The sequence below is a fragment of the Microbacterium imperiale genome (assembly GCF_017876655.1).
Lineage (GTDB): Bacteria > Actinomycetota > Actinomycetes > Actinomycetales > Microbacteriaceae > Microbacterium > Microbacterium imperiale.
In genome coordinates, this window is sequence record NZ_JAGIOK010000001.1 from 2,801,947 (window position 1) to 2,825,981 (window position 24,035).

A 24,035-nucleotide genomic window follows, 5' to 3' on the forward strand; every position below is an offset into this window, starting at 1 on the left:
GGTAAGCTACCCACGTGACGGTGAGTTTCGCGGAATTGCAGCAGCGCTCGGATCGGGCATTCACCGAGAGCTGCCCGACGCGCGTCGTGCTCGACCACGTGATGAGCAAATGGGGCGTGCTGGTGCTTCTCGCACTCACCGACGGCACGGCCCGATGGGGCGAGCTGCGCCGGTCCGTCGCGGGCATCAGCGAGAAGATGCTCGCATCGACGCTGCGAACGCTCGAGGCGGACGGCATCGTCCGGCGCACGGCCTACCCCGAGGTCCCGCCCCGGGTCGAATACGCGCTGACCCCCCGCGGCGACGAGCTGATGGAGCGCATGATGCCCCTCATGGAGTGGGTCGCCGACAACGCCGACGAGATCGTCGAGCAGGGCGCCCGGCCGGTTGCCTGAACACCGCCCGGGAATGCCGCGGCAGGGGTTCCGCCCGGCGCGTCAGCGATATATCGTCGAGTATCGCTAACGCATCGACGACCCGGGAGGTCAGCATGAGCGGAACATTCCCCAACGGCGGTTTCGGCGGCCGAGACAGCATCTTCGGCGGACGCGGCGGCTTCAACGTCTCCGACCTCGGAAACAACGTCTTCGAGGCGTTCGACCAGCTGCGTTCGACCTTCGAACAGAAGGTCAACACGCGCGTCGGCCGCGGCGACGTCCGCGCTGCGGTGCTCGCGCTGCTCGCCGAGCAGCCGATGCACGGCTACCAGATCATCCACGAGATCGACCAGCGCAGCGGGGGCTCGTGGAAGCCCAGCGCCGGCTCGGTCTACCCCACCCTGCAGCTGCTCTCTGACGAGGGACTCATCAGCGCGCAGGAATCGAACGGTCGCAAGACCTACTCGCTGACCGAGGCCGGTCGCGCCGCGGCGACCGAGTCCGGCGAGAAGCCCGCCCCCTGGGAGGGCACGAGCCGCGACCACAGCCGCGTGACGGCGCTGCCGAAGGCCGGCGTCGAGCTGGCTCAGGCCGCCGCTCAGGTCGGTCGCAGCGGTTCGCCTGAGCAGGTGCAGCAGGCCGTCGAGATCCTCGACGACGCGCGCCGCAAGCTGTACGCCCTGCTCGCGCAGGCTTGACCGGGGTGGCCTCGGCCCACCCGCATCCGTCCGCATCACCCGGCGCGCGACCCGCGCCGGGTGATGCGCGCATGCGCGCCCGCTACCGTCGGATCCTGCGGTTCGCCGCGCGCGCACTCGTGCAGACGTGGTGGTTCGAGCTCGTGCTGCCGCGTTTCGGGCTGCAGCGGCTCGCCGACCGCCGTCGCGCTGCGCGCATGCGCCGCCTGGCGCGACGGTTCCATGTGCTCGCGGTCGGGCTCGGCGGGCTGATGATCAAGGTCGGGCAGTTCATGTCCTCTCGGCTCGACGTGCTGCCGCCCGAGGTCACGTCGGAGCTCGCGGGACTGCAGGACGAGGTGCCCGCCGTACCGTTCGCGCAGATCCGAGCCGCGGCCGAGGCGGAGCTCGGGATGCCCCTGAACCGGGCCTTCGCCTCGTTCGACGAGACGCCCGTGGCGGCGGCATCCCTCGGTCAGGCCCACCGAGCCCGGCTGACGCCGGAGCTGGCGCAGGATGCCGGCTTCGCCGACGTGATCGTGAAGGTGCAGCGTCCGGGCATCCAGGCCATCGTCGACGTGGATCTGGCGGCGCTGCGCCGCGTCGCACGCTGGCTGCGCCGCATCCGCATCGTGGCCGAGCGCGCCGACATGCCCTCGCTCGTCGAGGAGTTCGCCGTCACGAGCCTCGAGGAGATCGACTACCGGCACGAGGCGGCCAACGCCGAGCGTTTCCGCGCCGAGTTCGCCGACACCCGCCGCGTGACCGTGCCCGAGATCGCGTGGGAGCGTTCGACGGCGCGCGTGCTGACCCTCGCGGATGTCACCGCCATCAAGGTCACCGACGTCGAGGGCCTCCGTCGCGCCGGCATCGACCCGCGCGAGGTCGCATCGGCGTTCGCCTCGGTCATGTTCGACCAGTTCTTCGGATTCGGCTTCTTCCACGCCGATCCGCACCCCGGCAACGTGTTCGTCACCCTCGTGCCGCCGGATGAGCGGAGCGAGGGCGACCCGCCGTGGGTGCTGACCTTCATCGACTTCGGCATGATGGGCGAGATCCCGCCGAGCACGCGCGCGGCGCTGCGCACCGTGCTCGTCGCCGCGGCCGGCCGCGATGGACGGGGCCTGGTCGCGGGCATCGACCAGGTCGGGGCGCTGCTCCCATCGGCCGACGTGCGCGAGCTCGAGCGCGCGATGACGCAGCTGTTCGCCCGGTTCGGCGGCATGGGCTTCGCCGAGCTGAAGCAGGTCGACCCGCGCGAGTTCCGCGACTTCGCCGGCGAGTTCGGCGAGCTCGCTCGCGCCCTGCCGTTCCAGCTGCCCGAGAACTTCCTCCTCGTCATCCGTGCGGCCTCGCTGACGTCGGGGGTCTGCACCTCGATCGACCCCGCGTTCAACCTGTGGGACGCCGTCGAGCCCTACGCGACGCGGCTGCTGCGCGAGGAGCGCGGCGACCTCATGCGCGACGTGGCACAGCGGGCGATGACCCTCGCCGACGTCACGATGCGACTGCCGCAGCGCCTGGACGGGCTCATCACCCACCTCGAGGACGGCAACCTCGACTTCGACAGCAGGCGCCTCGAACGCCGGATGTCGCGCCTCGAGCGCCTCGGCCGGCGGGCCGTGTCGGGCATTCTGTTCGCGGGCCTCCTCGTCGCGGGTGTCCTGCTGCGCTCCGATGACGAGGCATTCGGCACGGTGCTCATGGGTGCATCCGTACTGCCGCTCCTGCACGTGCTGTTCGCGGGTCTGTTCACCGGCGGCGGCGGGCGGCGCGAGTAGCGTGGGCTCCATGCCCCGCGATGCCTCGAGCCCCGCTGCGCGCGATCAGCTGCGAGCGCTCGTCGCTCGCGCGGCTCGCTCGGTCACCGGTGCCGGCTCGGGTGTCGCCGGCACGCCGGTCGGTTCGGCGGGCGCAGCGACGCCGCCCGGCACGCGCGCGGCCGCGGTCCTGGTGCTGTTCGGCGTGCTCGATGGCGCGCCGAGCGCTCACGCCCCCGAGGCGGCGGTGTCGCGCGATCTCGACGTGCTCCTGCTGGCGCGGGCCGCGACCCTGCGCTCGCATCCGGGGCAGGTGGCGCTGCCGGGCGGACGCATCGATCCCAGCGACGCCGGCCCGGTCGCCGCGGCCCTGCGCGAGGCGCGCGAGGAGACCGGGCTCGACATCGCGGGCGTCGAGGTGCTCGGACAGCTCCCCGCGCTACCCCTGGAGTACTCGCGCCACCTCGTCACGCCGGTGCTCGCGTGGTGGCGCCGTCCCTCGCCGGTGCGGGTCGTCGACGTCGCCGAGTCGGCCGCGGTCTTCCGCGCGCCGGTCGCCGACCTGCTCTCGCCGGCCAACCGCGTCGTGACGGTGCTGAGCCGGGACGGCCAGGAATGGCGCGGACCGGGCTTCGTGGTGCACGACCCGGCCGGCGACCACCTCGTCTGGGGATTCACCGCCATGCTGCTGGACGGCGTCTTCGACGAGCTCGGCTGGACCGAGGACTGGGATCGCACCCGCGAGCTGCCGCTGCCCTGACCGCGACACCGGCGACCGGTCAGAAGCGCCAGATGAGCGGCACGTAGAGCACGGCCGCGACCAGGAACAGCGCCGCCAACGGCAGCCCGAGCCGCCAGTAGTCGCCGAATCGGTAGCCGCCCGGAGCCATCACCATGAGATTGGCGGGCGTCGCGACCGGAGTGAGGAAGGATGCCGCGCCCGCGACGGTCAGCGCCATGAGGAAGGGCAGGGCGCTGACCTCGAGCGTCGCGGCGATCGAGGCGGCGACCGGAGCGATGATCAGGACGGTGGCGACATTGGAGATGAACTGCCCCAGCACCACGACCGCGACGCAGACGACGAGGAGAGCCAGGTGAGGGTCGGCCTCGCCGACGACCGAGAGCAGCCCGGCGGCGACGACGTCGGCCGCGCCCGTCTCGAGGAAAGCGACCGACAGCGGGATCATGCCGGCGATGAGCACGAGGGTCGTCCACGAGATGCCGTGGTACAGGTCGGGCAGTCGCACGACGCGCGTGGCGACGACCGCGGCGGCGGCGGCCAGGCCCGCCACCGCGGGCGGCGCGACGCCGGTTGCGAGCAGCACGACCATCGCCGCCGTGATGACGAGGGTGCGGCGCGATCCGCGGCCCAATCGCGTGTCCGTCACGGTGGTGACGGCGCCGGTCCGCACCGACTCGGGCAGCAGCGAAAGGGTCTCGGTCTCGCGTTCCGTGTGCGTGGCGGGCGCCGCGTCCGGACCATGGTGCGGCAGCAGCCGGGGGCCGAGGACGATGATGACGGCGATCGTGGCGGCCACCAGCGGTATGCCGACCAGCGCGAACTCGAAGAAGCCGAAGGGGCGGCCTGCCTCGGTCGCGGCGAGGTCTGATACGACGACGTTGACGGGGGTACCGGTCAGCGTCAGCAGAGATGCGGCCGAAGCGACGAAGGCGAGCGGGATCATGAGCTGGGACGTCGGCACCTTTGCCCGCCGGGCGATGACCGCGGCGACCGGGATGAGGGCCGCAACGGCCCCGTTGATGCTGATGAGCGCGGTGAGGACCGCGACGATGCCGCCGACCCAGAGCAGGATTCGGCCGCGCCGCGTGCCCGCCCGGGCGAGGATCACGCTGCCGACCCACCGGGTGACCCCACTGGTGTCGAGCGCGCTGGCCAGCACGAACAAGCTCGCGATGAACAGCACGGTCGGGTCGCCGAATCCGGCGAGGGCTTCGGGTAGGGTCAGGACCCCCGTCGCCCACAGCGCCAGCGCGACTCCCACGGCCACGATCTCCAGAGGGACGCGGGCGGAGAGGAACGCGACGATCGCGGCGGCGAGGATCAGGAATGTCGCGACGATCGGGTCCACGCGCTCCACGCTACTGGGGGCCTCCTCAGAATCCGCCGGGACGACGGGCTCCGCCGTGCGGGGGAGGCGCTGCGACGCCGGAGGCGGCAGGCTCGAAGCGTGACTGTCCCGCTGCGTCCTCCGCTCGTCCGCCGCCCCTCGACTCGCGTCGCCTCGGCCGCCGCGGCCGTCACCCTGGTCGCCACCGCGCTCGCCGCCTGCGCGCCCCCGGACGCCGCGACGGGACCGACGCCGCCCGCCGCCGTCGAGATCCCGGACTCGCCCGCCGGCGCCCAGGCGCAGTGGGCGGTCGACGAGATCAACGCCGACGAGGACCCGAGCATCGACGAGATCGAGCGGCGCTTCGATCCCACGACCCTCGAGCAGCTTCCCGCCGCCGATCTGCAGACGGTGCTCGTGCAGCTGCAGGCCGCCGCACCGTGGACGCCCACCGGGTACGAGGGCGACGAACAGCGGGCCCGCGTCACGATCGCCTCGGCCGAGGTGACGTACGACATGACGATCTCCGTGACCACCGACGAGCTCATCGACGGGCTTCTGTTCGCTCCGGCGGCGCCCGAGCGCGAACCGGCGCAATCCTGGGAGGAGCTGCGCGAGCAGGTCGAGTCGGCTCCGTTCGCCGCGACGGTGCAGGTCGCCGAGGTCGGCGGCGCGACGCTGCAGTCGTTCGGACGCCCAGGGGCCGCCCCGATCGGATCGATCTTCAAGCTGTGGGTGCTCGGGGCCGTCACCGATGCCGTCGACGGCGGGCGGCTGGCCTGGGAGGACGCGCTGGTGATCGATGCGCAGGTGCGCAGCCTGCCGAGCGGTGAGCTGCAGAACCTGCCGGACGGCGCGACGGTGACCGTCCGCGAGGCCGCCGAGAAGATGATCGCCATCAGCGACAACACCGCCACCGACGCCCTCATCCGCGCGGTGGGACGGGACGCCGTCGAACGCGCGATGGCGGCGATGGGGCATTCCGACCCGTCGCTGAACACCCCCTTCCCGACCACCCGCGAGCTCTTCTGGCTGCTGCTCGGCGACGGCGACCTCCGGACGCTGTGGGACGGCGCGGCGGGCGACGCCGATGCTCGGCGTGCGGTGCTCGAGCGACTCCCGGCGGGCGTCCCGGACGCTGCGGCGTTGAGCGGAGCGCAGCCGGCCTGGCGCGACGGCGTCGACTGGTTCGCGACCGCCGACGACCTGACGGCGGCGCACGCGGCGCTGCAGGAGCGGGCGACCACGCCCGCCGGTGCGCCGCTGCGCGACATCCTCTCGGCCAACCCCGGAGTCGAGTTCGGCGACCCGTGGCGCTATGTCGCCTTCAAGGGCGGCAGCTCGATCGGCGTGATGGCCGGCTCCTGGTACCTCGAGCGCGAGGGCGCGGCGCCCGTCGTCGTGACGGTGCTCGCCCGCTCCGACGATCCGGCTGCGCTGGTCCACCCGAGCGTCGCTTTCGGCTGGGCGCAGGACGCTGCGGCGATCCTCGGCGCGCCGTAGCCTGAAGCGATGAAGCGCTTCGGTCCTCGCGGCATCCGTCGTCGGTCGGTCACGGTCCGGCCGGCGCTGGCGGCCTCGGCTCTCGTCTCGTCGGTCATGCTCCTCTCGGGGTGCGCGGCGCCGACCGAGCCCGTTCCGACGACGCCCCCGCCCACCCCGAGCCCCGTCGCAACGACGCCGGTCGCCGACGCCACGACGTGGCGGCCGTCGGGGCATCCGGTCGACATCGTGACGCAGCTCGAGGTGCCCTGGTCGGTCGTGGTGATGCCCGACGGCACGCAGCTGGTCAGCCAGCGCGACACCGGTGACGTGCTCGAGGTCGATCCGGGCGCCGCGCCCCGCGTCGTCGGCCGGGTCGACCTGACCGCCCCGGTCGGCGAGGGCGGCCTGCTCGGCATCGCCGTGCCCGACACGGCCGAGCCGGATGGGGACGAGGAAGCCTCGCTCTACGCGTACGTGACGACGGCCGACGACAACCGGGTCGTCCGGATGCCGCTCGAGGGCGAACGCGGCGATCGGCGCCTCGGCGACCCCGAGGTCGTCATCGACGGCATCCCGCGCGACCGCGTGCACAACGGCGGGCGTATCGCGTTCGGTCCCGACGGGCTGCTCTACGTCGCCACGGGGGACGCCGGCAACCCGGATGCCGCGCAGGACCTCGACTCGCTCGGCGGCAAGATCCTGCGTCTCACGCCCGACGGGGAACCCGCGCCGGGCAACCCGTTCGAGTCGCCGGTGTACTCGCTCGGTCATCGGAACGTGCAGGGCATGGCGTGGACGCAGGACGGCACGCTGTGGGCGAGCGAATTCGGCCAGGACACGTTCGACGAGCTCAATCGCATCGAGGCCGGCGGCAACTACGGCTGGCCCGTGCACGAGGGCACCTCGGATGAGGCGGGCTACGTCTCGCCGGTCGTGACGTGGACACCCGATGAGGCAAGCCCCAGCGGCATCGCCGCCCGCGGCAACACCGTCTTCGTCGCCGGCCTGCGCGGCGAGCGAGTGTGGCAGGTCGACGTCGCCGACTCCGGCGCGGTCGGCGCGCCGGTCGCGCTGTGGCAGGGCGAGCTCGGGCGCGTCCGCGACGCGGTCGTCGCCGGTGACGAGCTGTGGCTGCTCACCGGCAACACCGACGGTCGCGGCAACGCTGCGGCCGGCGACGACCGACTCGTCCGCGTCGCCCTGACGCCCGGCGGGTGAGCGCGGAGTTGATAGCGTTCGAGGACGACTTTTACGAACAGGGGACCCGGTGACCGAACGCGTGACGTGGCTGCTCGTCGACGGCGAGAACATCGACGCGACACTCGGACAGTCGATTCTGGGGCGGCGTCCCCTGCCCGACGAGCGTCCGCGGTGGGATCGACTGCTGCAGTTCGTCGACGACCAATGGCAGCAGCCGGCACGCGGCCTGTTCTTCCTCAACGCCAGCAACCACCTGCCGATGTCGTTCGTGCAGGCCCTGCTCGCGCTGGGCTACAAGCCGGTGCCGCTGTCGGGCGATGCGGACGAGAAGGTCGTCGACATCGCCATCCAGCGCACGCTCGCGGCGCTGAAGGATCGCGCGGACGACGTCGTGCTCGTCAGCCACGACCGCGACTTCGTCGGTGAGGTCGCCGCGCTCACGGGCCCCGACCGTCGCGTCGGCGTCCTGGCGTTCGCGGAGTTCCGCAGCAGTGAGCTGACGGCGCTGCCGGGGGTGGAGTTCTTCGACCTCGAGTACGACGCGCACGCCTTCGACGCACCGCTGCCGCGCGTCCGCGTCATCCCGATCGAGGCGTTCGACCCGTGGGAGTTCCTCGGCTGACACGTCGGCGGGGTCGCGTCTACCGGCATCACCGGACGCTCGCAACCCCTCGACGCGGCACGGGCGCCCCCGCGTAGCCTGTGGCGATGTTGGCATCAGATCTTCCCGATACCGCGACCCTTCTCGACCTCATCGATGCGCGGCATCCGGCGAGTGTGACGATCGTCGCGCCGTCGTCGCCGATTCCGTCCGACCGGCGCCTCGCCCAGCTGCAGCTGCGCGAGGGCATCGACGAAGCCGCGCGCCAGCTCGCCGATACCGACGTGCCGGCTGAGGAGCGCGACGGCGTGATCGCGTCGCTGCGCGCGCTCGTCGACGACGAGGAGTTCTGGCAGAGCCAGTCGCGCTCGATCGTGGTCTTCGCCGCGCCCGGCCGCATCGCCGCCTTCCGGCTGCCCAGTCGCCTCGACGCCCGCGCGGCCGTGGGCGACCGCTTCGACGCGGGTCCGCTGCTGCGGGCCGTGACCTTCCCGCGCCGGGCGTTCATCGTCCGGCTGTCGCGTGACGGCGCACGCCTGAGCGAGATCGGCCCCGACCAGGGCCTGACCGAGCGCGCGATCGAGCTGCCCGACGACCTATGGGCCGCTCTCGAGCACACGACGACGGACGGTCAGCGCGATATGCCGCGGCCGCAGGGGACGACCGGCGACCGCATCGAGCGCGAGAAATTCAGTCGCATCGTGCAGGACGCGGTCGTCCGGGTCGTGCCGGCCGACGTGCCGCTGATCCTCGCCGCCTCGCAGGACCTCGAGCCCGCCTACCGCGCGGTCAACACGCACCGCGTGCTGCTCGAGCGCGGCATCCACGCTCACCCCGACTCGCTGTCGGACGCCGATCTCGAGCGGGCAGCCCGCGAGGTGCTCGACGCGCACGAGCACGGCGAGCTCGCCGCGTGGCGCGAGCGCTTCGGGTCGCTGCGTGCCCAGGGGCTCGCCACGTCGTCGGTGCGCGAGACGGCCGTGGCCGCGAGTACGGCGGCCGTCGAGGAGCTGCTGTTCGACGTGGGGTTCGAGCAGGAAGGTGTCATCGACGACACGGGGCACATCACCCGCGCGCCGGACGCCGGCCCCGGCACCTACGCCGTCCTCGACGAGATCGCCGCGCGCGTGCTGCGCTCCGGCGGCCGGGTGCGTGCGGTGCGCAGCACCGACCTGCCCGACGGGGCACCGGTGGCGGCGGTGCTGCGCTTCCCGCTGCCGACCGACCTGGTCTGACCCGATACGTTCGCCGGACCGACGGGGCCGGTGTCGTCGCGACCCGACGTCGAGGCGACACCGGCCCCGCGCCTCCGACGGACGTATCGTCAGACGGAGGCACGGCCGGTCCGGCCGCGGGCTCAGAGGCTCCGGATGTGCTTGATGTTCGACTTCGCGGTGTCGATGACGGCCCCGACGCCGCCGGAGTCCTTCGCGCCGAGCACCATCTTCGCCATCGACATCCCGAACCCGGCCACCTGCTCCGCCGTGATCGATGCCGGCATCGACAGTGCGTCGGGATCGGTGACGATGTCGACCAGCGACGGCCCGCGGTGGCTCAGGGCGGCCGCGACGGCGGCATCCAGATCCGCCGGGTCGGTCACGCGCCGGGCATGGAAGCCCAGGGCGGTGCCGACCGCGGCGAAGTCGACCATCGGCACATCGACGCCGAAGTCGGGGAAGCCGGCGACGAGCATCTCGGCCTTGACCATGCCCAGCGTCGAGTTGTTGAACACGAACACGTTGAGCGCCAGGTCATAGGCGGCGACCGTGATCAGCTCGCCCAGCAGCATCGACAGCCCGCCGTCGCCCGCGATCGCGATGACCTGGCGGTCGGGGTAGGCCAGCTGCGCGCCGAACGCGTGGGGGAGCGCGTTGGCCATCGAGCCGTGCCGCCACGAGGCGAGCAGGCGGCGCTGCGGCGTGGGCGTGACGTAGCGCGCCTGCCAGACGTTGCCCATGCCCGTGTCGGCGGTGAAGATCGCGTCATGCGCGGCGGCGCGATCGATCGCGGTCATGGCGCGCTCGGGATGGATCGGCCGCGCGTCCGAGTCGGTGTAGGTCGCGACGGAGTCCTTCATCGCCTTCCGGTAGCGCGTGCGCGTGTGCTCGAGGAAGCGATCGTCGGTCTTGGCGGAGGTCCGGGCGCGCAGAGCGGCCAGGGTGAGGCCGACGTCGCCGTGGACGGGGTGGGTCACAGAGGCCCGGCGGCCGAGGCGGCGGGCGTCGACGTCGATCTGAGCGATGGTCGTCTTCGCGCCGTCCGGCAGGAACTGGTCGTAGGGGAAATCGGTTCCCACCAGCACCAGCAGATCGGCCTCGTGCATCGCGTGATCGATCGCCCCGTAGCCGAGCAGGCCAGACATGCCGACGTCGTAGGGGTTGTCGTACTGGATCCACTGCTTGCCGCGCAGGGAGTGGCCCATCGGCGCCTGAAGGTGCTCCGCGAACGCGATGACCTCGTCGCGCGCGTCGCGCGCCCCCTCGCCGACGAACAGCGCGATCTTCTCGGCGCCGTCGATGGCGGCTGCCAGCTCGGCGACCGTACGGGCGTCGGGAGCGACACGGCCCGGCCGCGCGGGAACGAAGGGCGCGGCGTTTCCGCGAGCGTGGTGTTCGGCGAGGTCGCCGGGTAGCACGATGACCGACACCGCCGACCCGGCCGTCGCGTGGCGGATGGCGGACCCGACGACGCGCGGCGACTGCTCGGGCGTCAGGATCATCTCGCAGTAGTCGCTGCACTCGGTGAACAGCCGCTCCGGGTGGGTCTCCTGGAAGTAGCCCGATCCGATCTGGACACTGGGGATGTGGCTGGCGATCGCGAGCACGGGGACGCCCGACCGCTGCGCGTCGTAGAGGCCGTTGATGAGGTGCAGGTTGCCGGGACCGCAGCTGCCGGCGCAGACGGCGAGCTCGCCGGTCAGCTCGGCGTCGGCCGCGGCGGCGAACGCCGCTGCCTCTTCGTGCCGGACATGGATCCAGTCGATGCCGCCCTCGGCCGAACCGCCCGTTCGTCGCACCGCGTCGACGATGGGGTTGAGCGAGTCGCCGACGATGCCGTAGATGCGCTTCACCCCCGCATCCACCAGTTGGGCGACGATCTGTTCGGCGACGTTCTGCGGCACGGAAGCTCCTTCGGCTGAGGCTGACGGGATGCCTCCAGTCTCAGCCCGCTCGCTGTGCGTCAGCCAGGGGTTGCGTGAGGTCAGCCTTTGAGATCGGGGAAGTCGCTCTCGCGCCACTCGGTCTCGATGCGCTCGTCGGTCGCGGCGATCTCGCGATCGCGCAGCTCGACACGGCGGATCTTGCCCGAGATCGTCTTCGGCAGCTCGAAGAACTCGATGCGGCGCACGCGCATGTACGGCGCCATGTGCTCGCGCGCGTGGGCGAGGATCGCGCGGGCCGTCTCGGGCGAGGGCTCCCACGACGCCGCGAGCGCGACGTAGGCCTTGACGACGTTCAGCCGCACCGCGTCCGGAGCTCCCACCACGGCCGCCTCGGCAACGGCCGGGTGGGTCAGCAGGACGGACTCGACCTCGAACGGCGAGACCTTGTAGTCGCTCGCCTTGAACACGTCGTCGGTGCGCCCGACGAAGGTCAGCTGGCCGTCGGCATCCCGGGTCGCGACGTCGCTCGTGTGGTAGTAGCCGTCGTGATCGACGCGCGCCGTGCGCTCGGGTTCGCCGAGGTAGCCGGGGGTCAGGTTCAGCGGGCGCGTCGGGGCCGTCGGCAGGCAGATCTCACCCTCGTCGCCGATGCGTCCGGTCAACGGATCGATGAGTACGACATCGTTGCCCGGCAGCGGCCGGCCCATCGCTCCTGGCTTCAGCGCAACGCCCGGCGTGTTGCCGACGACGGCGGTCAGCTCGGTCTGGCCGTAGCCGTCGCGGATGGGCAGGCCCCACCAGCGGTCGATCGTCGCGATGACCTCGGGATTGAGCGGCTCGCCGGCCGACAGCAGCTCGCGCAGGGCGCGCGGACGATTCTCGAGGTCGGCCTGGATCAGCATGCGCCACACGGTCGGCGGCGCGCAGAACGTCGTGACCGCGTTGCGATCGAGCTGGTCGACGAGCGCCGCCGCGTCGAAGCGTGCGTAGTTGTAGACGAAGATCGTCGCCTCGGCGATCCACGGCGCGAAGAACAGGCTCCAGGCGTGCTTGCCCCAGCCGGGTGCGCTGATGGTCATGTGCACGTCACCGGGGCGTACGCCGATCCAGTAAGTCGTCGACAGATGCCCGACCGGGTAGCTGACGTGCGTGTGCACGACCATCTTCGGCCGCGAGGTCGTGCCCGAGGTGAAGTAGATCAGCGCGGGGTCATCGGAGTCGACGACGATGCCCGGGGCAGCGTCCGAGGCCGCCGCCGCGGCCGCGAAGCCCTGCCAGCCGGGCCGCTCGCCGCCCACCACGACGCGTCCGAAGTCGCCCGGGATGCCGTCGAACTTCGCGGCATCCGTCTCGTCGGCCAGGACGGCCCGGATGCCCGCGCGCTCGACCCGCTCGGCGAGGTCCTCGGTGCCGAGAACGACGGACGTGGGCAGGATGATCGCGCCGATCTTGAGGATCGCCAGCATCGCCTCCCACAGCTCGACCCGGTTGCCGAGCATGAGCATCACGGCATCACCGCGCCCGACGCCCAGCTGCGTCAGCCAGTTGGCGACGCGGTTGGAGCGCGAGCGCATCCGGTCGTACGTGACCCGTGACTCGGTGCCGTCCTCGTCGACGACGTGCAGCGCGATGCGGTCATTGCCCGCGGCGACGGCGTCGAACCAGTCGACGGCCCAGTTGAAGTGAGCGCCGACCTCGGGCCAGGCGAACCCGGCGTGGGCGGCCTGCGGGTCGTGGGCGTGGTCGAGCAGGGAGTCCCGTGCGGCGCGGAAAGCGGCGGTGGGCGTCGGGGCGGCGGAAGAAGACATGGGCCTCGGATCTGTCGGCGCGTCCGGCGCACGGCGCGAGGGACGCCCTCCCGAGTCTAAGAACGACCGGATGCCGCGGGCCACATGCACCCCGCTCTCGGCCACGGCCGGAGAGGATGGGGGCATGGTCCTCGCCCTCTTGCTCGATGTCGTCCTCGTCGTCGCCTTCGCCGCCGCGGGGCGAGCCAGCCACGACTCCGATGTCCTCGCGGGCCTGTGGCAGACCTCGTGGCCCTTCCTGGTCGCCCTCCTCGTCGGGTGGCTCGTCGTGCGGGGCTGGCGCGCACCGGCGGCACCGGTGCGGACCGGGCTCGGCCTCGCCGCGGTGACGGTCGCGGGCGGGATGCTGCTGCGCGCGGCATCCGGTCAGGGCACGGCCCTGCCGTTCGTCGTCGTCGCGACCCTCACCCTGTTCGCCGTGCTGGTGGGCTGGCGTGTCGTCGCCCGCGCGATCGGGGCGCTGCGGGCTCGGCGCTCTCTCAGCCGCGGGGCGGGCTCCCGCGCGTAGCGTGGTCGCATGCGTCGCCCCGTTCCCGACCCCGTCGGCCCCGGTCAGGAGTCCGTCTGGGACTATCCGCGCCCGCCGCGTCTCGAGCGCATCTCCGCGCGCGTGACGATCGACTTCGCCGCGGTGACGATCGTCGACACCGACGACGTCGTGCGCGTACTCGAGACCAGCCACCCGCCGGTGTACTACCTGCCGGCCGCGGCTTTCGTGCCGGGCTCGCTCGTGCCGACGGCGGGCTCGTCGTTCTGCGAGTTCAAGGGGGCGGCCGAGTACTTCGACGTCGTGCGCGGCACCGCCGTGGCGGCACGCGCGGCGTGGGGCTACCCCGACCCGGCGCCCGGCTACCAGGAGCTCGTCGGACACGTCGCGGTGTACGCGGGAGAAATGGACCGCTGCACAGTGGACGGCGAGGTCGTCACCCCGCAGCCGGGCGGCTTCTACGGCGGCTGGGTCACCGCGAACCTCGCGGGACCGTTCAAGGGCGTGCCCGGCTCGATGGGCTGGTGAGGGCCGGCGCCGTCGAGCCGGGCACGGGGATGCCGCGCCTAGCGGCGAGGCATCAGCGCTCCGCGCGCGCCAGGTTGGCCCGGAGCTCGTCGGCGTCCTGTCGCACGACGTAGGCGGGCTGGTCGCGCTCGACGCGCCAGCTCTCGGCGAGTGAGCCGATGTCGACGGTGTCGAAGCCGAACTCGTCGTAGAGCGCGGTCACGTGCGCCACGGCGTCGGGGTGGTCGCTCGCGGTGGCGAGGGCCCGGCGGCCGGGCGTGCCGGCGGGGGAGCCGTCGGTGGTGATGTCGGCGGCCGGGATGTGGTTGAACGCCTTGACGACCTTCGCGTCGGCGAAGTGGCGCTGCGCCATCTCGGACGTCGTCGTCAGCTTGTCGTCGAGTTCGGCGATGCGGCCGTCGCGCTCCCAGTAGTAGTTGTTCGTGTCGAGCACGATCTTGCCGGCCAGGGGCTCGGCCGGGATGTCGCCGAGCGCCTTGAGCGGTACCGTCACGACCGCCCAGTCCGCGGCCTCCGCGGCTTCGCGGGCGCTCGCCGCGCGAGCGTGCGCACCCAGCCGATCCACGAGGTCCGCGAGCGTCTCGGGCCCGCGGGAGTTCGCGATCACGACGTCGTAGCCGCGTGCGACGAGACCCTCCGCGAGAGCGCTGCCGATGTGTCCTGCTCCGATGATTCCCACTGTCGTCATGGCGGGCTCAACCGGACAGGTCGCGCGGGCATTCCCCGTCGAGAGGGACGGGCGCGATCAGATGATCTGCCCGATGGGCTCGCGCTTCTCGGCCTGGAACCGGTCCTCGGTGCGCCCGCGCGCCCAGTAGCCCGACAGCGACACCCCCGCGCGGTCCAGTCCGCGCTCGTCGAAGAGCACGCGCCGCAGCGCCTTCATCGACTCGCGCTCGCCGTGGGCGAAGACCTGGACGTCGCCCGTGCGCCAGTCGCACTGGCGCACCACCGCTGCGAGCGCCTCGGGGTCATGCGTCGCGTCGACGACCCATTCGACCTCGACGCCCGCCGGGGCGGTCAGCGGCAGGATCGCGTCATCGGAGTCCACCTCGATGAACGCGCGGCCCACCGCGTCCGCGGGCAGCGCCTCGAGGGTCGCCGCGATCGCGGGCAGTGCCGAGAGGTCTCCCGCGAGCAGGTGCCAGTCGGCGGCGGCATCCGGCGTGTAGCCTCCGCCCGGCCCCAGAAGCGCGATCGTGTCGCCGACTTGCGCACGTGCCGCCCAGGGGCCTGCGAGCCCCTCGTCGCCGTGGACGACGAAGTCGATGTCGAGTGTGCCGGCCACAGGGTCGACGCGGCGCACGGTGTACGTGCGGGTCACGGGGGCCGATTCCGGCGCCGGCGTGGTGAACTTCAGCTTGACGTACTTGTCGGTCTCGGGCCGGTTCTCGAACGCCGCCATCCCGGGCCCGCCCAGCGTCACCCGGACCAGGTCGGCCGAGAGCCGTTCGGTCGCGACGACCTCGAGGTCGATGCTCGGACGAGGGACGCGGGGAGCCGTGCGGGAAGAAAGGGTCACCTTACCTACGGTACCCGCGTCGGCCGCGGGGCGGGTTCAGACGAACCGCACCCAGTTCGCTCCCGCGCCGGTCTCGGCCTGCTGCAGCAGCGTCAGCTCGGCGCCGTCGACGGCATACAGCGAGATCGTCGTCGACCGCTCTCCGGCGGCGACGAGCCGGTCGCCGCTCGGCGAGACGGCGAACCCGCGCGGCTGGGGCTCGGTGGGGATGAACGTCTCGACGGGGCGGACCGTCCCGTCGCCGGTCACGGGGACCGCACCGAGCGAGCTGGTCGAGCGCTCGGAGGTCCAGAGATGCCGCTCGCCGGCGCCGAGGTGGATGTCGGCGCCCCACACCGCGTGGTGGGCGACGGGGTCGGCTCCGATCTCGCCACGGACGAGCCCGGCCGCCGGGTCGACGGCAGCGGCCTGCGAGCGCAGCTCGAGGGCACCGGTCTCGCGGTCGCGGCCGTAGTGGAGGACCTCGCCGGAGTACTCGGTCATGACGTAGACGGCGTCCTGGGCTTCGGTCAGCACGAGGTGACGCGGACCGCTGCCGGCGGGCGCGGCGACGGTGCCGACGGGAGTGAGCATCAGGTCGTCGCCGAGGGCGTACGAGGCGATGAGGTCATCGCCCAGCGACACGAAGTAGACGAACCGGCCGTCGGACGAGGGAAGCACGGAATGCAGCTTCGAGAACTCCACGCGGCCGGTCGGCTCACCCACGACGCCGTCGACGATCGGCGCGACGATGCCGTAGTCGCCGCCGTACGAGGCGGCGAGCAGCGCCGAGCCGTCGCGGGTCAGGGCGATGTAGCTGACCGACCCGCCGGGCAGCGCGAAGCGCGAGCGCGGGGTGAGGGTTCCCGTCTCGCGGTCGAGCGCAAGCGTGACGATCGCCGCGGGGTCGCCCTTCACACCCGCGTAGACGAGGTCACGTGCGGTGTCGACGGCGAAGGTGCCCGTTCCCGGGAGGTCTGCCGTGACGGCGAGGCGCTCGAGCGACTCAGCCGCGAGGCGGAACACGCTGATGCTGTTGTCGCCCGCGTTGGCGACCAGGACGAGAGAGGAGTCAGTCACACAGCGAGCCTAGTCCGGGGGTGCCGACGGTCCCGCGGCGGGAACGCACCGCCGGGACTGGTAAACTCGCGGACGGAAGTGTGTCCGAGCGGCCTAAGGAGCATGGCTGGAATCCATGTAGGCGGGGTAACTCGCCTCGCAGGTTCAAATCCTGTCACTTCCGCCACGAACAGCAGAGCGCCACTCCCTCGGGGGTGGCGCTCTGTCGCGTCAGGCGGGCGCTCGCTCAGTCGCCGGCACCGCTGGGCCCATCGAGGATGCCCGCCCACACCTCGCCGCCCGACACGATGCGCTGCGACGCGTCGAGGCGGGCGGCGGCGGTCGTCGGCTTACGGGTGGCCTGCGCGTGGATGCATCCGGCGAACTCTGCGGTGAAGCCCTGCCGCGGATGCCGCGCCGTGACGGCCCGCAGCACGTCGCCGTCCCACAGCTCGGGCGCGACGCCCGACACATCGAGGCTCGTCGCGACCTCGAGCAGGTGCCCCTCAGCATCCTGGTCGGGGTCGACGCTCAGCCACATGTGGCGCTCGATGACCTCGCGCACCCGTTCGCGGCGCTCGGATGACCAGCCGGCCCCGGCCGCGAACGCCCAGGCTGCCGCACCGCCGGCGGACTCGAACGCGACCTCGTGGGCGTCGAAGGACGGCGTCACGCCGAGGTCATGCAGCATCGCCGCGACGAAGAGCAGCTCGGCGTCGTACGGCAGCGACAGCGCGTCGGCGCGCAGCCGGGCCCAGGCCCACGACCGGAGGCCGTGGGCCACGAGGGCCGGCGAAGACCAGCGCTGCAGCGTCTCGAGGGCGGCCGCGGCGGTCGGGGTCGGGGGAGCGAGGAGCTCGTCGAGATCGAGGGTCACCCGGTCATCATCGGCCCTGCGGGGCCGGATGCCGGTCCCCGCCGGCCGGTCCGGCAGGGATCAGCGCGACGGAGTCGCGAATGCGACGATGGGGAGCGTTTCGAGGCGTCACGAAGGGTCATATGACCCTCACCACCCCGCGAAGGGTTTAGCGTCGGTGGGTCGCCATCGCGACGACATCCCCTCAGGAGCATCACCATGAGTTCTGCCACCTCGAAGAGTCCGGCCCCCGCCAAGCGGAAGAAGCCGTTCTACCGTTCGTTCGGCTTCCAGATCACCATCGCCCTCATCGCCGGCGTGCTGCTCGGCCTGCTCGCACGCCAGCTCGGGCCCGACGCCGAAGGCAACCCGAACGGGCTCGCCGCCACGCTCTCGACGATCGGCAGCGGCTACGTCACGCTGCTGCGCACGGCGGTCGTGCCGCTGATCTTCCTCGCGATCGTCGCCTCGATCACGCAGCTGCGAAACGTCACCAACGCCGCGCGGCTGGCCGGGCAGACCCTGCTGTGGTTCGCCATCACCGCCCTCATCGCCGTGACGATCGGCATCGTGCTCGGTGTCACCATCCAGCCGGGCGCGCGCGTCGACGCCGGCCAGCTCACCCCCGACACGCCCTCGAACGTCGGTTCGTGGTGGAGCTTCCTCACGGGCCTCATCCCGCAGAACTTCCTCGGGCTCACGGTCTCGACCTCGATCGACCCCGACACCGGCGCCGCATCGTCGAGCGTCGGCTACAACGTCCTGCAGATCATCGTGATCTCGGCCGCGATCGGCATCGCCGCGCTCAAGCTCGGCGCCCGGGCCGAGGCGTTCGTGTCGTTCACCGAGTCGGCGCTCAAGGTCGTCCAGCGCGTGCTGTGGTGGATCATCCGCATCGCCCCGATCGGAACGCTCGGCCTCATCGGCTCGGCCGTCGTGACCTACGGGTGGGAGAAGCTGACGACGCTGCTGTGGTTCGCCGTGGCGATCTACGTCGGCCTCGCCCTCGTGCTGTTCGTCGTGTATCCCGTGCTGCTGAAGACTCACGGCCTGTCGATCCGTCAGTACTTCTCGGGTGTGTGGCCCGCGGTGCAGCTCGCGTTCGTGTCGCGGTCGTCGATCGGCACCCTTCCGCTGACGCAGCGCGTGACCGAGCGCAACCTCGGTGTGCCGCGCGAGTACGCCTCGTTCGCGGTGCCCTTCGGTGCCACGACCAAGATGGACGGCTGCGCCGCGATCTACCCCGCGATCGCCGCGATCTTCGTCGCCCAGTTCTTCGGCCTCGAGCTGTCGTTCGTGCAGTACCTGCTGATCGTCGTCGTGTCGGTCGTGGGCTCGGCCGCCACCGCGGGCACGACCGGCGCGACGGTCATGCTCACCCTGACGCTCACGACGCTGGGACTGCCGCTCGAGGGCGTCGGCCTGCTGCTGGCGATCGACCCCATCCTCGACATGGGCCGCACCGCCGTCAACGTCGCCGGTCAGGCGCTCGTGCCGACGATCGTCGCCAAGCGCGAGGGCATCCTCGACGGCGAGCTGTACGACGCCGAGCGTTCGGGCGACCCGTTCGCCGACGACAGCGCCGACGAGCTCGAGCAGACCGCGCGCGCCTGATCGCCGCTGCGCCTGAAACGGGCCGGTCCGGATTCTCCGGGCCGGCCCGTCTCGCGTGAGAGCCTCCCTTGCGCGGTGGCGCGGTCAGGCGCGGACGAGGGTCCGCGGCAGCAGGATCGCCGTCAGGCGCCGCGGGGTCGACACCGAGGCGAGAAGTCCCCGACGCACCTCGGCCGCATCGGCCGCGGCCGCGCCGCCCGCCGAGATGTCCATGCCGTCGCCGGGACGGCCGAAGCCGGCGCGCTCGACGGCATCGACCAGCGCGGCGACGCGCTCGGCGGGCACCGCAGGCAGGGCCGACAACCGCGTCCCCAGCGCGCGGGGGCTCTCGGCGTCCGAGAGCGGCAGTCCGACGTCTCGGGCACTGTCGCGGACGAGCTGCCAGGCCGCCAGGATGTTCCCGCCGCGGGCGGCGGAGAGCTGGCGGTGGCGGCGCACTGCGGCCAGCAGTGCCGGGAGGAGCAGCAGGGCGACGGCGCCGAGGACGACTCCGGCGTACGGCAGCGCCACGGCGACGGACGGCGTCGGCGACGTCGTCCCGGGAGCCGCGGTGGTCGCCGGGCTCGGCGCAGCCGCATCGCTGGGCGCGGCCGACGCCGTGGGCTGGGGCGCCGGATCGGGCGTGACGTCCTCGCCGCCGTCGTCGGGGACCGGCTGCGTCGAGCGCTGATACGTCGGCGGCGCGCCCAGGCTGTTCGTCGGCTCGAACGGGACCCAGCCGATGCCCGCGAAATACACCTCGGGCCACGAGTGCAGCTGCGAGCTCATGACGGACGCGACGCTCTCGCCGTCGACCGATCGCCCCGTGAGGCTGCCCGGCAGGTAGCCCACGACGATGCGCGAGGGCATCCCCAGCGTGCGCGCCATGACGGCGAAGGCCGAGGCGTAGTGCACGCAGTAGCCGCTGCGCACCTCGAGGAAGTCGGCGATCGCGTCGACGCCCGAGCCGTCGAAGCCGTCGGCCACGGGCGCGTCGAGCGAGTAGCGGAAGTCCGATCCGCGGAACCACCGCTGCAGCGCGGCGAGCTGGTCGTATGCGGTGACCTCGCCCGCGGTGATCTCACGCGCGGTGCGCTCGATCGACGGCGGCATGGCCTCGGGAAGCTGCGTGACGGACTCGGACAGCCCCTCGGCGGTCGTGCCGGCTGCCTGGATCTGCTCGAGCGTCGGGCGCACGACGTGCGTCGTGGTGACGTACTCCTGGCCCTGCGTGTCGGCGCCGTCGCCGATGACCGTCCGGTTGCTCGGCATCGCCGCCCACGAGCCGGCGAGATCGTCGACGCGCACGGCCGGCGACGGGATCGGCAGCCACGTCGACGACAGCTGGGTGATCGCCACCGTCGTCCGGTACTCGGTGATCCGGATGTCGGGATCGGCGACGACGGGCCCGAGGGCCTCGGGCGTGAGCGGCGCGGTCTCGTCGCGGTCGGGCTCCCAGACGCGGCCGTCGAAGCGAGAGAGCGTCGTCGCGCGCAGGTACGGCGCCGAGGGTGCATTGGTGCGCGTCGTGAGCACCTCGACCTCGGTGGGGCGCCGCAGGTCGTCGCCCAGCTCGAGATTGGGGTTGATGGTCGTCGCCGGTCCGGTGCCGATGCCCACACGGGGCGCAGGCCGCGGCAGCTCGGGGACGACGGCGACCGTCGCGACGATCGCGGCGACCGCGAGGCCCGCGGCCAACGCCGACCCGGTCCGCGACGAGCGTCCGGACGTCGCGGATGCGGCCGCCCCGGATGGTGTTCGCGACGCCGCCGCGGCCACCAGTGCCCGCTCGCGCGTACGCGTCTCGGTGCGGAGGAGCAGCAGCAGGGATGCCGCGAAGGCGACGAACGTCGCGATATCGAGGGGTGCCGGCACCGACAGAGCCGGGATCAGCCAGACCGCGACGAGGGCGACGGCTGCTAGCAGCGGCATCCGTGCGGTGATGACCGTGTGGTCGAGCAGGACGGTCAGCGCGGCCAGCGCGGACACGGTGACGACCGCCAGCGCTCGGCCGACCTCGAGCGGCGCGACGCCCGTGATGATCTGGTCGGCCGCGCCCGCGGCGATCGCGGGCAGCTCGGCAATCGTGCCGGGGGAGGGGATGACCAGCAGCAGCGCGGTGCCCCCGAAGTAGATCGCGGTCACGAGCGCCCCGGCCAGCAGCAGCTCGGCGAGCGTCACGAGCACCGCCGGTGTCCGCAGCCGCCGCAGCGCCGCGCCGGTCCCGAGGATCGCGACCACGACCGCGGCCGCCGCGGCGAGCCAGGGGCCGGCTGCGACGACGCGCAGCAGCGGAAGGACCGCCGCCGCGATCGCGACGAGGAGGGCCAGGGCCAGACGCACGTGGCCGCTGCGGCGAACCTCGGGCCGCCGCACCTCAGAACGCCGCACGAGTCGTCCCCCGCTCGGTGGCGAGCTGCCAGGTATCGGCGAGGTCGCGGTCGGGGCTCAGGGGCGCCGCCCGCCAACCGGCGTCGCGTGCGCGCGCGAACACGTCGGCGGTGGTGTCGGCCGCCCACAGCACGGGGAGCGCGCTGTGGCCGACGAGGGGCGACAGCGCGGTGACGTCGCCAGGGGTCACCCGTGCGGTGACGATGACGACCGGTCCTGCCACGGTCGCGGCGAAGAACCGCGGAACGAGCGGGAGGCGGTCCTCGCCGCCGGCGACGACCGTCGCGAGGTCGAGGCTCAGCTGCTCGACCGCGACCGTGTCGCCGGCCGGAACCGGGGCGCCCAGCAGCGCTCCCTCGGTGTCGAGCACGGTCACGTCGTAGCCCTCGCGCGCGAGCCGGGCGCTCGCCGAGACCGCCGCTGACACGGCCGCCTCGAACGCCGCGTCGACGCCGGGCCGCGACGCGTCGGCCGACCACCGCGCCGCGGCGCGGTCGAGCACGACGGTGGCCTCGGGAGTCGACTCCTGCTCTTCCTGGCGCACCATGAGCTCGTCATGGTGAGCGCTCGCCCGCCAGTTGATGCGTCGCATCGAGTCGCCGGGCTCGTAGGCGCGGGGGATGAGGTTGTCGGCGCCCTCGCCGAGCTGGTGGGTCGCCGTGTGCAGGCTGCCGCCGGCCTCACCGGGGTATTCGGCGAGGGGCGGCAAGGCGACGACCGCCGGTGTGACGGTCACCGGTTCGGTGCTCCCGAGTCGCAGGCGACGGCGCGCGAAACCGAACGGATCGGTGATCGTCAGGTGGAACGGGCCGATCTCCCGGATGCCGCGCTGCGCCGGCCGGAGGCGGTAGGTCAGCCGCATCCGTCCCGCCGACCCCGCCGGGACGACACCGGTGGCGTCGCCGTCGATGCCCTCGGGCAGGATGTCGCTCCACCGCGCGAGCGCGCCCGGCAGCCCGGCGCGCGCCGACACGTGAACCGTGACGACGCTCTCTCGTCCGACGGCCGCGACATCGGGGGCGAACGAGCGCGAGACCTCGCCGTATCGATGGACGAACCACAGTGAGACCCACGCCAGCACGACGGTCACCAGCAGCAGCACGCCGACGTAGACGAGCTCGGCGACGTCGACGGCATGAGCGAGGACGATCGCGCCCGTCCCCAGGACGACGGCCCCGCCACCGCGCAGCGTCAGCGGCCACCCGCGGCGCAGCGGCGCCAGGAGACGCGCAGGCCCCGTCGAGGTCGCGGGGCGGGTCGGCCTGCCGGACATCACCGCACCGGCAGCGGCACCGGGACGTCGGCCGCGATGGCCGCGAGAGCCGCGTCGACGACCTCGGCGCCGCTGCGGCCGCGCGCGGCACCGCTGCTGCGGGCCGGGATGAGGCGGTGGGCGAACACGGGCTGCAGCAGTGCGATGAGGTCGTCGGGGATGACGAACGGCCGGCCGTCGAGCGCCGCCCACACCTTCGCGGCGCGCACGAGCTGAAGCGTGGCACGCGGACTCGCGCCCAGACGCAGGTCGGGGTGGTCGCGGGTCGCCCGGGCGATCGCGACCGCGTACTCCTCGATGGCGGGCGAGACGTGCAGGCGACGCGCCCACGCGATGAGGTCCTGCACGTCGGCGGCCGAGACGACCGGCGACAGGGATGAGAGCGGGTTGACGCTGTCGCGATCACGGAGCATGCGCGCCTCGGATGCCGCATCCGGGTAGCCCATCGAGATGCGCATCATGAACCGGTCGCGCTGGGCCTCGGGCAGGGCGTAGGTGCCGTCCATCTCGAGGGGGTTCTGCGTGGCGACGACCAGGAACGGGGCGGGGAGGAGGTGCGTGCGCCCGTCGACGGTCACCTGGCGCTCCTCCATCGCCTCGAGCAGCGCCGACTGCGTCTTGGGGGAGGAGCGGTTGATCTCGTCCGCGATGACGATGTTGGCGAAGATCGCGCCCTGCTTGAACTCGAACTCGCGATCGGCCTGGTTGAAGACGCTGACGCCGGTGACGTCGCCGGGCAGCAGATCCGGAGTGAACTGGATGCGGCGCACCGACGCGTCGACGGTCGCGGCGAGGGCTCGCGCCAGCATCGTCTTGCCGACGCCGGGCACGTCCTCGATCAGCAGATGCCCCTCGGCGAGCAGGCACACCAGCGCCGATCGCACGGCCTCCGGCTTGCCGTCGATGACCCGGGCGATGCTGGCGGCGATCGCGTCGGTGGTGGCGGCGAACCGATCGGCGCCGAAAGCCGCCCGCGTGCCGTCGTTCGTCATGCGATCCCCTCGTTCCCCGCGCCACGCCGCGTCGCGCGCGTCTGCGGCAGAGCCTAACCGGCTCCGGTGACGGGAGGACTCAGCTTCCGGGTTAGACTGGTGACAGCTCTCCGCGAGGCGGCATCCAGGCCAACTCCCCCAGGACGGAAACGTAGCAAGGGTAACCAGGCTCTGCCGGGTTCGCGGAGAGTCTTAATTTTCCCCACCGTCGTGGCCTGCGGCATTCGCCGCCACGACCCGGGGGGATTTTCCCGGCTCGTGGTCAGGCCTCTCCT

At 72.5% G+C, this 24,035-nt stretch carries 20 protein-coding genes, 1 tRNA gene, 1 other RNA gene and 1 pseudogene; 13 read left to right on the forward strand and 10 right to left on the reverse strand.

Features of this window, described 5'->3' with window-relative positions; genetic code table 11:
* Positions 1-14 precede the first annotated feature (14 nt).
* The 4 genes from JOF37_RS13560 (at position 15) to JOF37_RS13575 (ending at position 3,574) form a co-directional block, all read left to right on the forward strand.
* Positions 15-395 (forward strand): winged helix-turn-helix transcriptional regulator, encoded by a 381-nt coding sequence (locus tag JOF37_RS13560; protein ID WP_271175097.1) that lies wholly within the window; start codon positions 15-17, stop codon positions 393-395.
* Positions 396-490: 95 nt separating this feature from the next.
* A complete protein-coding gene (locus JOF37_RS13565) occupies positions 491-1,075 on the forward strand; it encodes a PadR family transcriptional regulator (protein WP_210007297.1) in 585 nt (194 codons plus the stop codon).
* A 71-nt stretch (positions 1,076-1,146) separates the two neighbouring features.
* Entirely contained in the window at positions 1,147-2,835 is a 1,689-nt protein-coding gene (locus JOF37_RS13570) for an ABC1 kinase family protein (protein WP_210007298.1), read from the forward strand.
* A 10-nt stretch (positions 2,836-2,845) separates the two neighbouring features.
* Positions 2,846-3,574, forward strand: a complete 729-nt coding sequence (locus JOF37_RS13575; protein WP_210007299.1) for an NUDIX hydrolase — start codon at positions 2,846-2,848, stop codon at positions 3,572-3,574.
* Positions 3,575-3,593: 19 nt separating this feature from the next.
* On the opposite strand, the gene JOF37_RS13580 is transcribed toward JOF37_RS13575, so the two are convergent.
* On the reverse strand, positions 3,594-4,904 hold the full coding sequence (locus tag JOF37_RS13580) for an SLC13 family permease (protein WP_210007300.1): 1,311 nt from the start codon (positions 4,902-4,904) through the stop codon (positions 3,594-3,596).
* A 99-nt stretch (positions 4,905-5,003) separates the two neighbouring features.
* Between JOF37_RS13580 and JOF37_RS13585 the strand changes: the two genes are divergently transcribed.
* The 4 genes from JOF37_RS13585 (at position 5,004) to JOF37_RS13600 (ending at position 9,404) form a co-directional block, all read left to right on the forward strand.
* Positions 5,004-6,386 carry a serine hydrolase gene (locus JOF37_RS13585; protein WP_210007301.1) on the forward strand — a complete coding sequence of 461 codons (1,383 nt, stop codon included), beginning with the start codon at positions 5,004-5,006 and terminating at the stop codon, positions 6,384-6,386.
* Between the two features lie 9 nt (positions 6,387-6,395).
* On the forward strand, positions 6,396-7,586 hold the full coding sequence (locus JOF37_RS13590; RefSeq protein ID WP_210007302.1) for a PQQ-dependent sugar dehydrogenase: 1,191 nt from the start codon (positions 6,396-6,398) through the stop codon (positions 7,584-7,586).
* A gap of 49 nt (positions 7,587-7,635) precedes the next feature.
* Positions 7,636-8,190 carry an NYN domain-containing protein gene (locus JOF37_RS13595; RefSeq protein WP_210007303.1) on the forward strand — a complete coding sequence of 185 codons (555 nt, stop codon included), beginning with the start codon at positions 7,636-7,638 and terminating at the stop codon, positions 8,188-8,190.
* A gap of 86 nt (positions 8,191-8,276) precedes the next feature.
* Positions 8,277-9,404 carry a baeRF11 domain-containing protein gene (locus JOF37_RS13600; protein ID WP_210007304.1) on the forward strand — a complete coding sequence of 376 codons (1,128 nt, stop codon included), beginning with the start codon at positions 8,277-8,279 and terminating at the stop codon, positions 9,402-9,404.
* 122 nt (positions 9,405-9,526) lie between these two features.
* Here the strand turns inward: JOF37_RS13600 and JOF37_RS13605 are convergent, their stop codons facing one another.
* Together JOF37_RS13605 and JOF37_RS13610 are read right to left on the reverse strand one after the other, a co-directional pair.
* Positions 9,527-11,290 carry a thiamine pyrophosphate-dependent enzyme gene (locus JOF37_RS13605; RefSeq protein ID WP_210007305.1) on the reverse strand — a complete coding sequence of 588 codons (1,764 nt, stop codon included), beginning with the start codon at positions 11,288-11,290 and terminating at the stop codon, positions 9,527-9,529.
* Between the two features lie 80 nt (positions 11,291-11,370).
* Positions 11,371-13,080: an AMP-binding protein gene (locus JOF37_RS13610; RefSeq protein WP_210007306.1), complete on the reverse strand. Its 1,710-nt coding sequence runs from the start codon at positions 13,078-13,080 to the stop codon at positions 11,371-11,373.
* A gap of 124 nt (positions 13,081-13,204) precedes the next feature.
* Between JOF37_RS13610 and JOF37_RS13615 the strand changes: the two genes are divergently transcribed.
* On the forward strand, positions 13,205-13,588 hold the full coding sequence (locus JOF37_RS13615) for a DUF3054 domain-containing protein (RefSeq protein ID WP_245338173.1): 384 nt from the start codon (positions 13,205-13,207) through the stop codon (positions 13,586-13,588).
* 9 nt (positions 13,589-13,597) lie between these two features.
* The gene (locus JOF37_RS13620; protein WP_210007308.1) at positions 13,598-14,095 is read left to right on the forward strand and encodes a DUF427 domain-containing protein; all 498 of its coding nucleotides are present in this window, start codon (positions 13,598-13,600) and stop codon (positions 14,093-14,095) included.
* Between the two features lie 52 nt (positions 14,096-14,147).
* Here JOF37_RS13620 and JOF37_RS13625 read toward each other — a convergent pair.
* From JOF37_RS13625 to JOF37_RS13635, 3 genes and pseudogenes are all read right to left on the reverse strand, one after another.
* Positions 14,148-14,795: pseudogene (locus JOF37_RS13625) on the reverse strand (NADPH-dependent F420 reductase); the annotation flags it as partial.
* A gap of 45 nt (positions 14,796-14,840) precedes the next feature.
* Entirely contained in the window at positions 14,841-15,617 is a 777-nt protein-coding gene (locus tag JOF37_RS13630; RefSeq protein WP_210007310.1) for a siderophore-interacting protein, read from the reverse strand.
* Between the two features lie 36 nt (positions 15,618-15,653).
* Complete coding sequence (locus JOF37_RS13635; RefSeq protein ID WP_210007311.1) at positions 15,654-16,676, reverse strand: lactonase family protein; 1,023 nt, start codon at positions 16,674-16,676, stop codon at positions 15,654-15,656.
* A gap of 74 nt (positions 16,677-16,750) precedes the next feature.
* On the opposite strand from JOF37_RS13635, the gene JOF37_RS13640 reads away from it, so the two are divergent.
* Positions 16,751-16,842 (forward strand) — tRNA-Ser (locus JOF37_RS13640).
* A gap of 60 nt (positions 16,843-16,902) precedes the next feature.
* Here JOF37_RS13640 and JOF37_RS13645 read toward each other — a convergent pair.
* Positions 16,903-17,532: an HD domain-containing protein gene (locus JOF37_RS13645; RefSeq protein ID WP_210007312.1), complete on the reverse strand. Its 630-nt coding sequence runs from the start codon at positions 17,530-17,532 to the stop codon at positions 16,903-16,905.
* Between the two features lie 198 nt (positions 17,533-17,730).
* On the opposite strand from JOF37_RS13645, the gene JOF37_RS13650 reads away from it, so the two are divergent.
* Positions 17,731-19,125, forward strand: a complete 1,395-nt coding sequence (locus JOF37_RS13650) for a dicarboxylate/amino acid:cation symporter (protein ID WP_210007313.1) — start codon at positions 17,731-17,733, stop codon at positions 19,123-19,125.
* Positions 19,126-19,209: 84 nt separating this feature from the next.
* Here JOF37_RS13650 and JOF37_RS13655 read toward each other — a convergent pair whose 3' ends face one another.
* Genes JOF37_RS13655 through JOF37_RS13665 form a run of 3 tightly spaced genes read right to left on the reverse strand, consistent with a single transcriptional unit; the run spans position 19,210 to position 23,760 of the window.
* Positions 19,210-21,495, reverse strand: coding sequence for a transglutaminase TgpA family protein (locus JOF37_RS13655; protein ID WP_210007314.1), 2,286 nt, complete (start codon positions 21,493-21,495; stop codon positions 19,210-19,212).
* Entirely contained in the window at positions 21,482-22,768 is a 1,287-nt protein-coding gene (locus JOF37_RS13660; protein WP_210007315.1) for a DUF58 domain-containing protein, read from the reverse strand. The genes JOF37_RS13655 and JOF37_RS13660 overlap by 14 nt, the downstream gene beginning before the upstream one ends.
* A complete protein-coding gene (locus tag JOF37_RS13665; protein WP_210007316.1) occupies positions 22,768-23,760 on the reverse strand; it encodes an AAA family ATPase in 993 nt (330 codons plus the stop codon). Before JOF37_RS13665 ends, JOF37_RS13660 begins: the two co-directional genes overlap by 1 nt.
* Before the next feature lie 101 nt (positions 23,761-23,861).
* Here JOF37_RS13665 and ffs point away from each other — a divergent pair.
* Positions 23,862-23,958, forward strand: an RNA gene (gene ffs / locus JOF37_RS13670) — signal recognition particle sRNA small type.
* Positions 23,959-24,035: the final 77 nt, after the last annotated feature.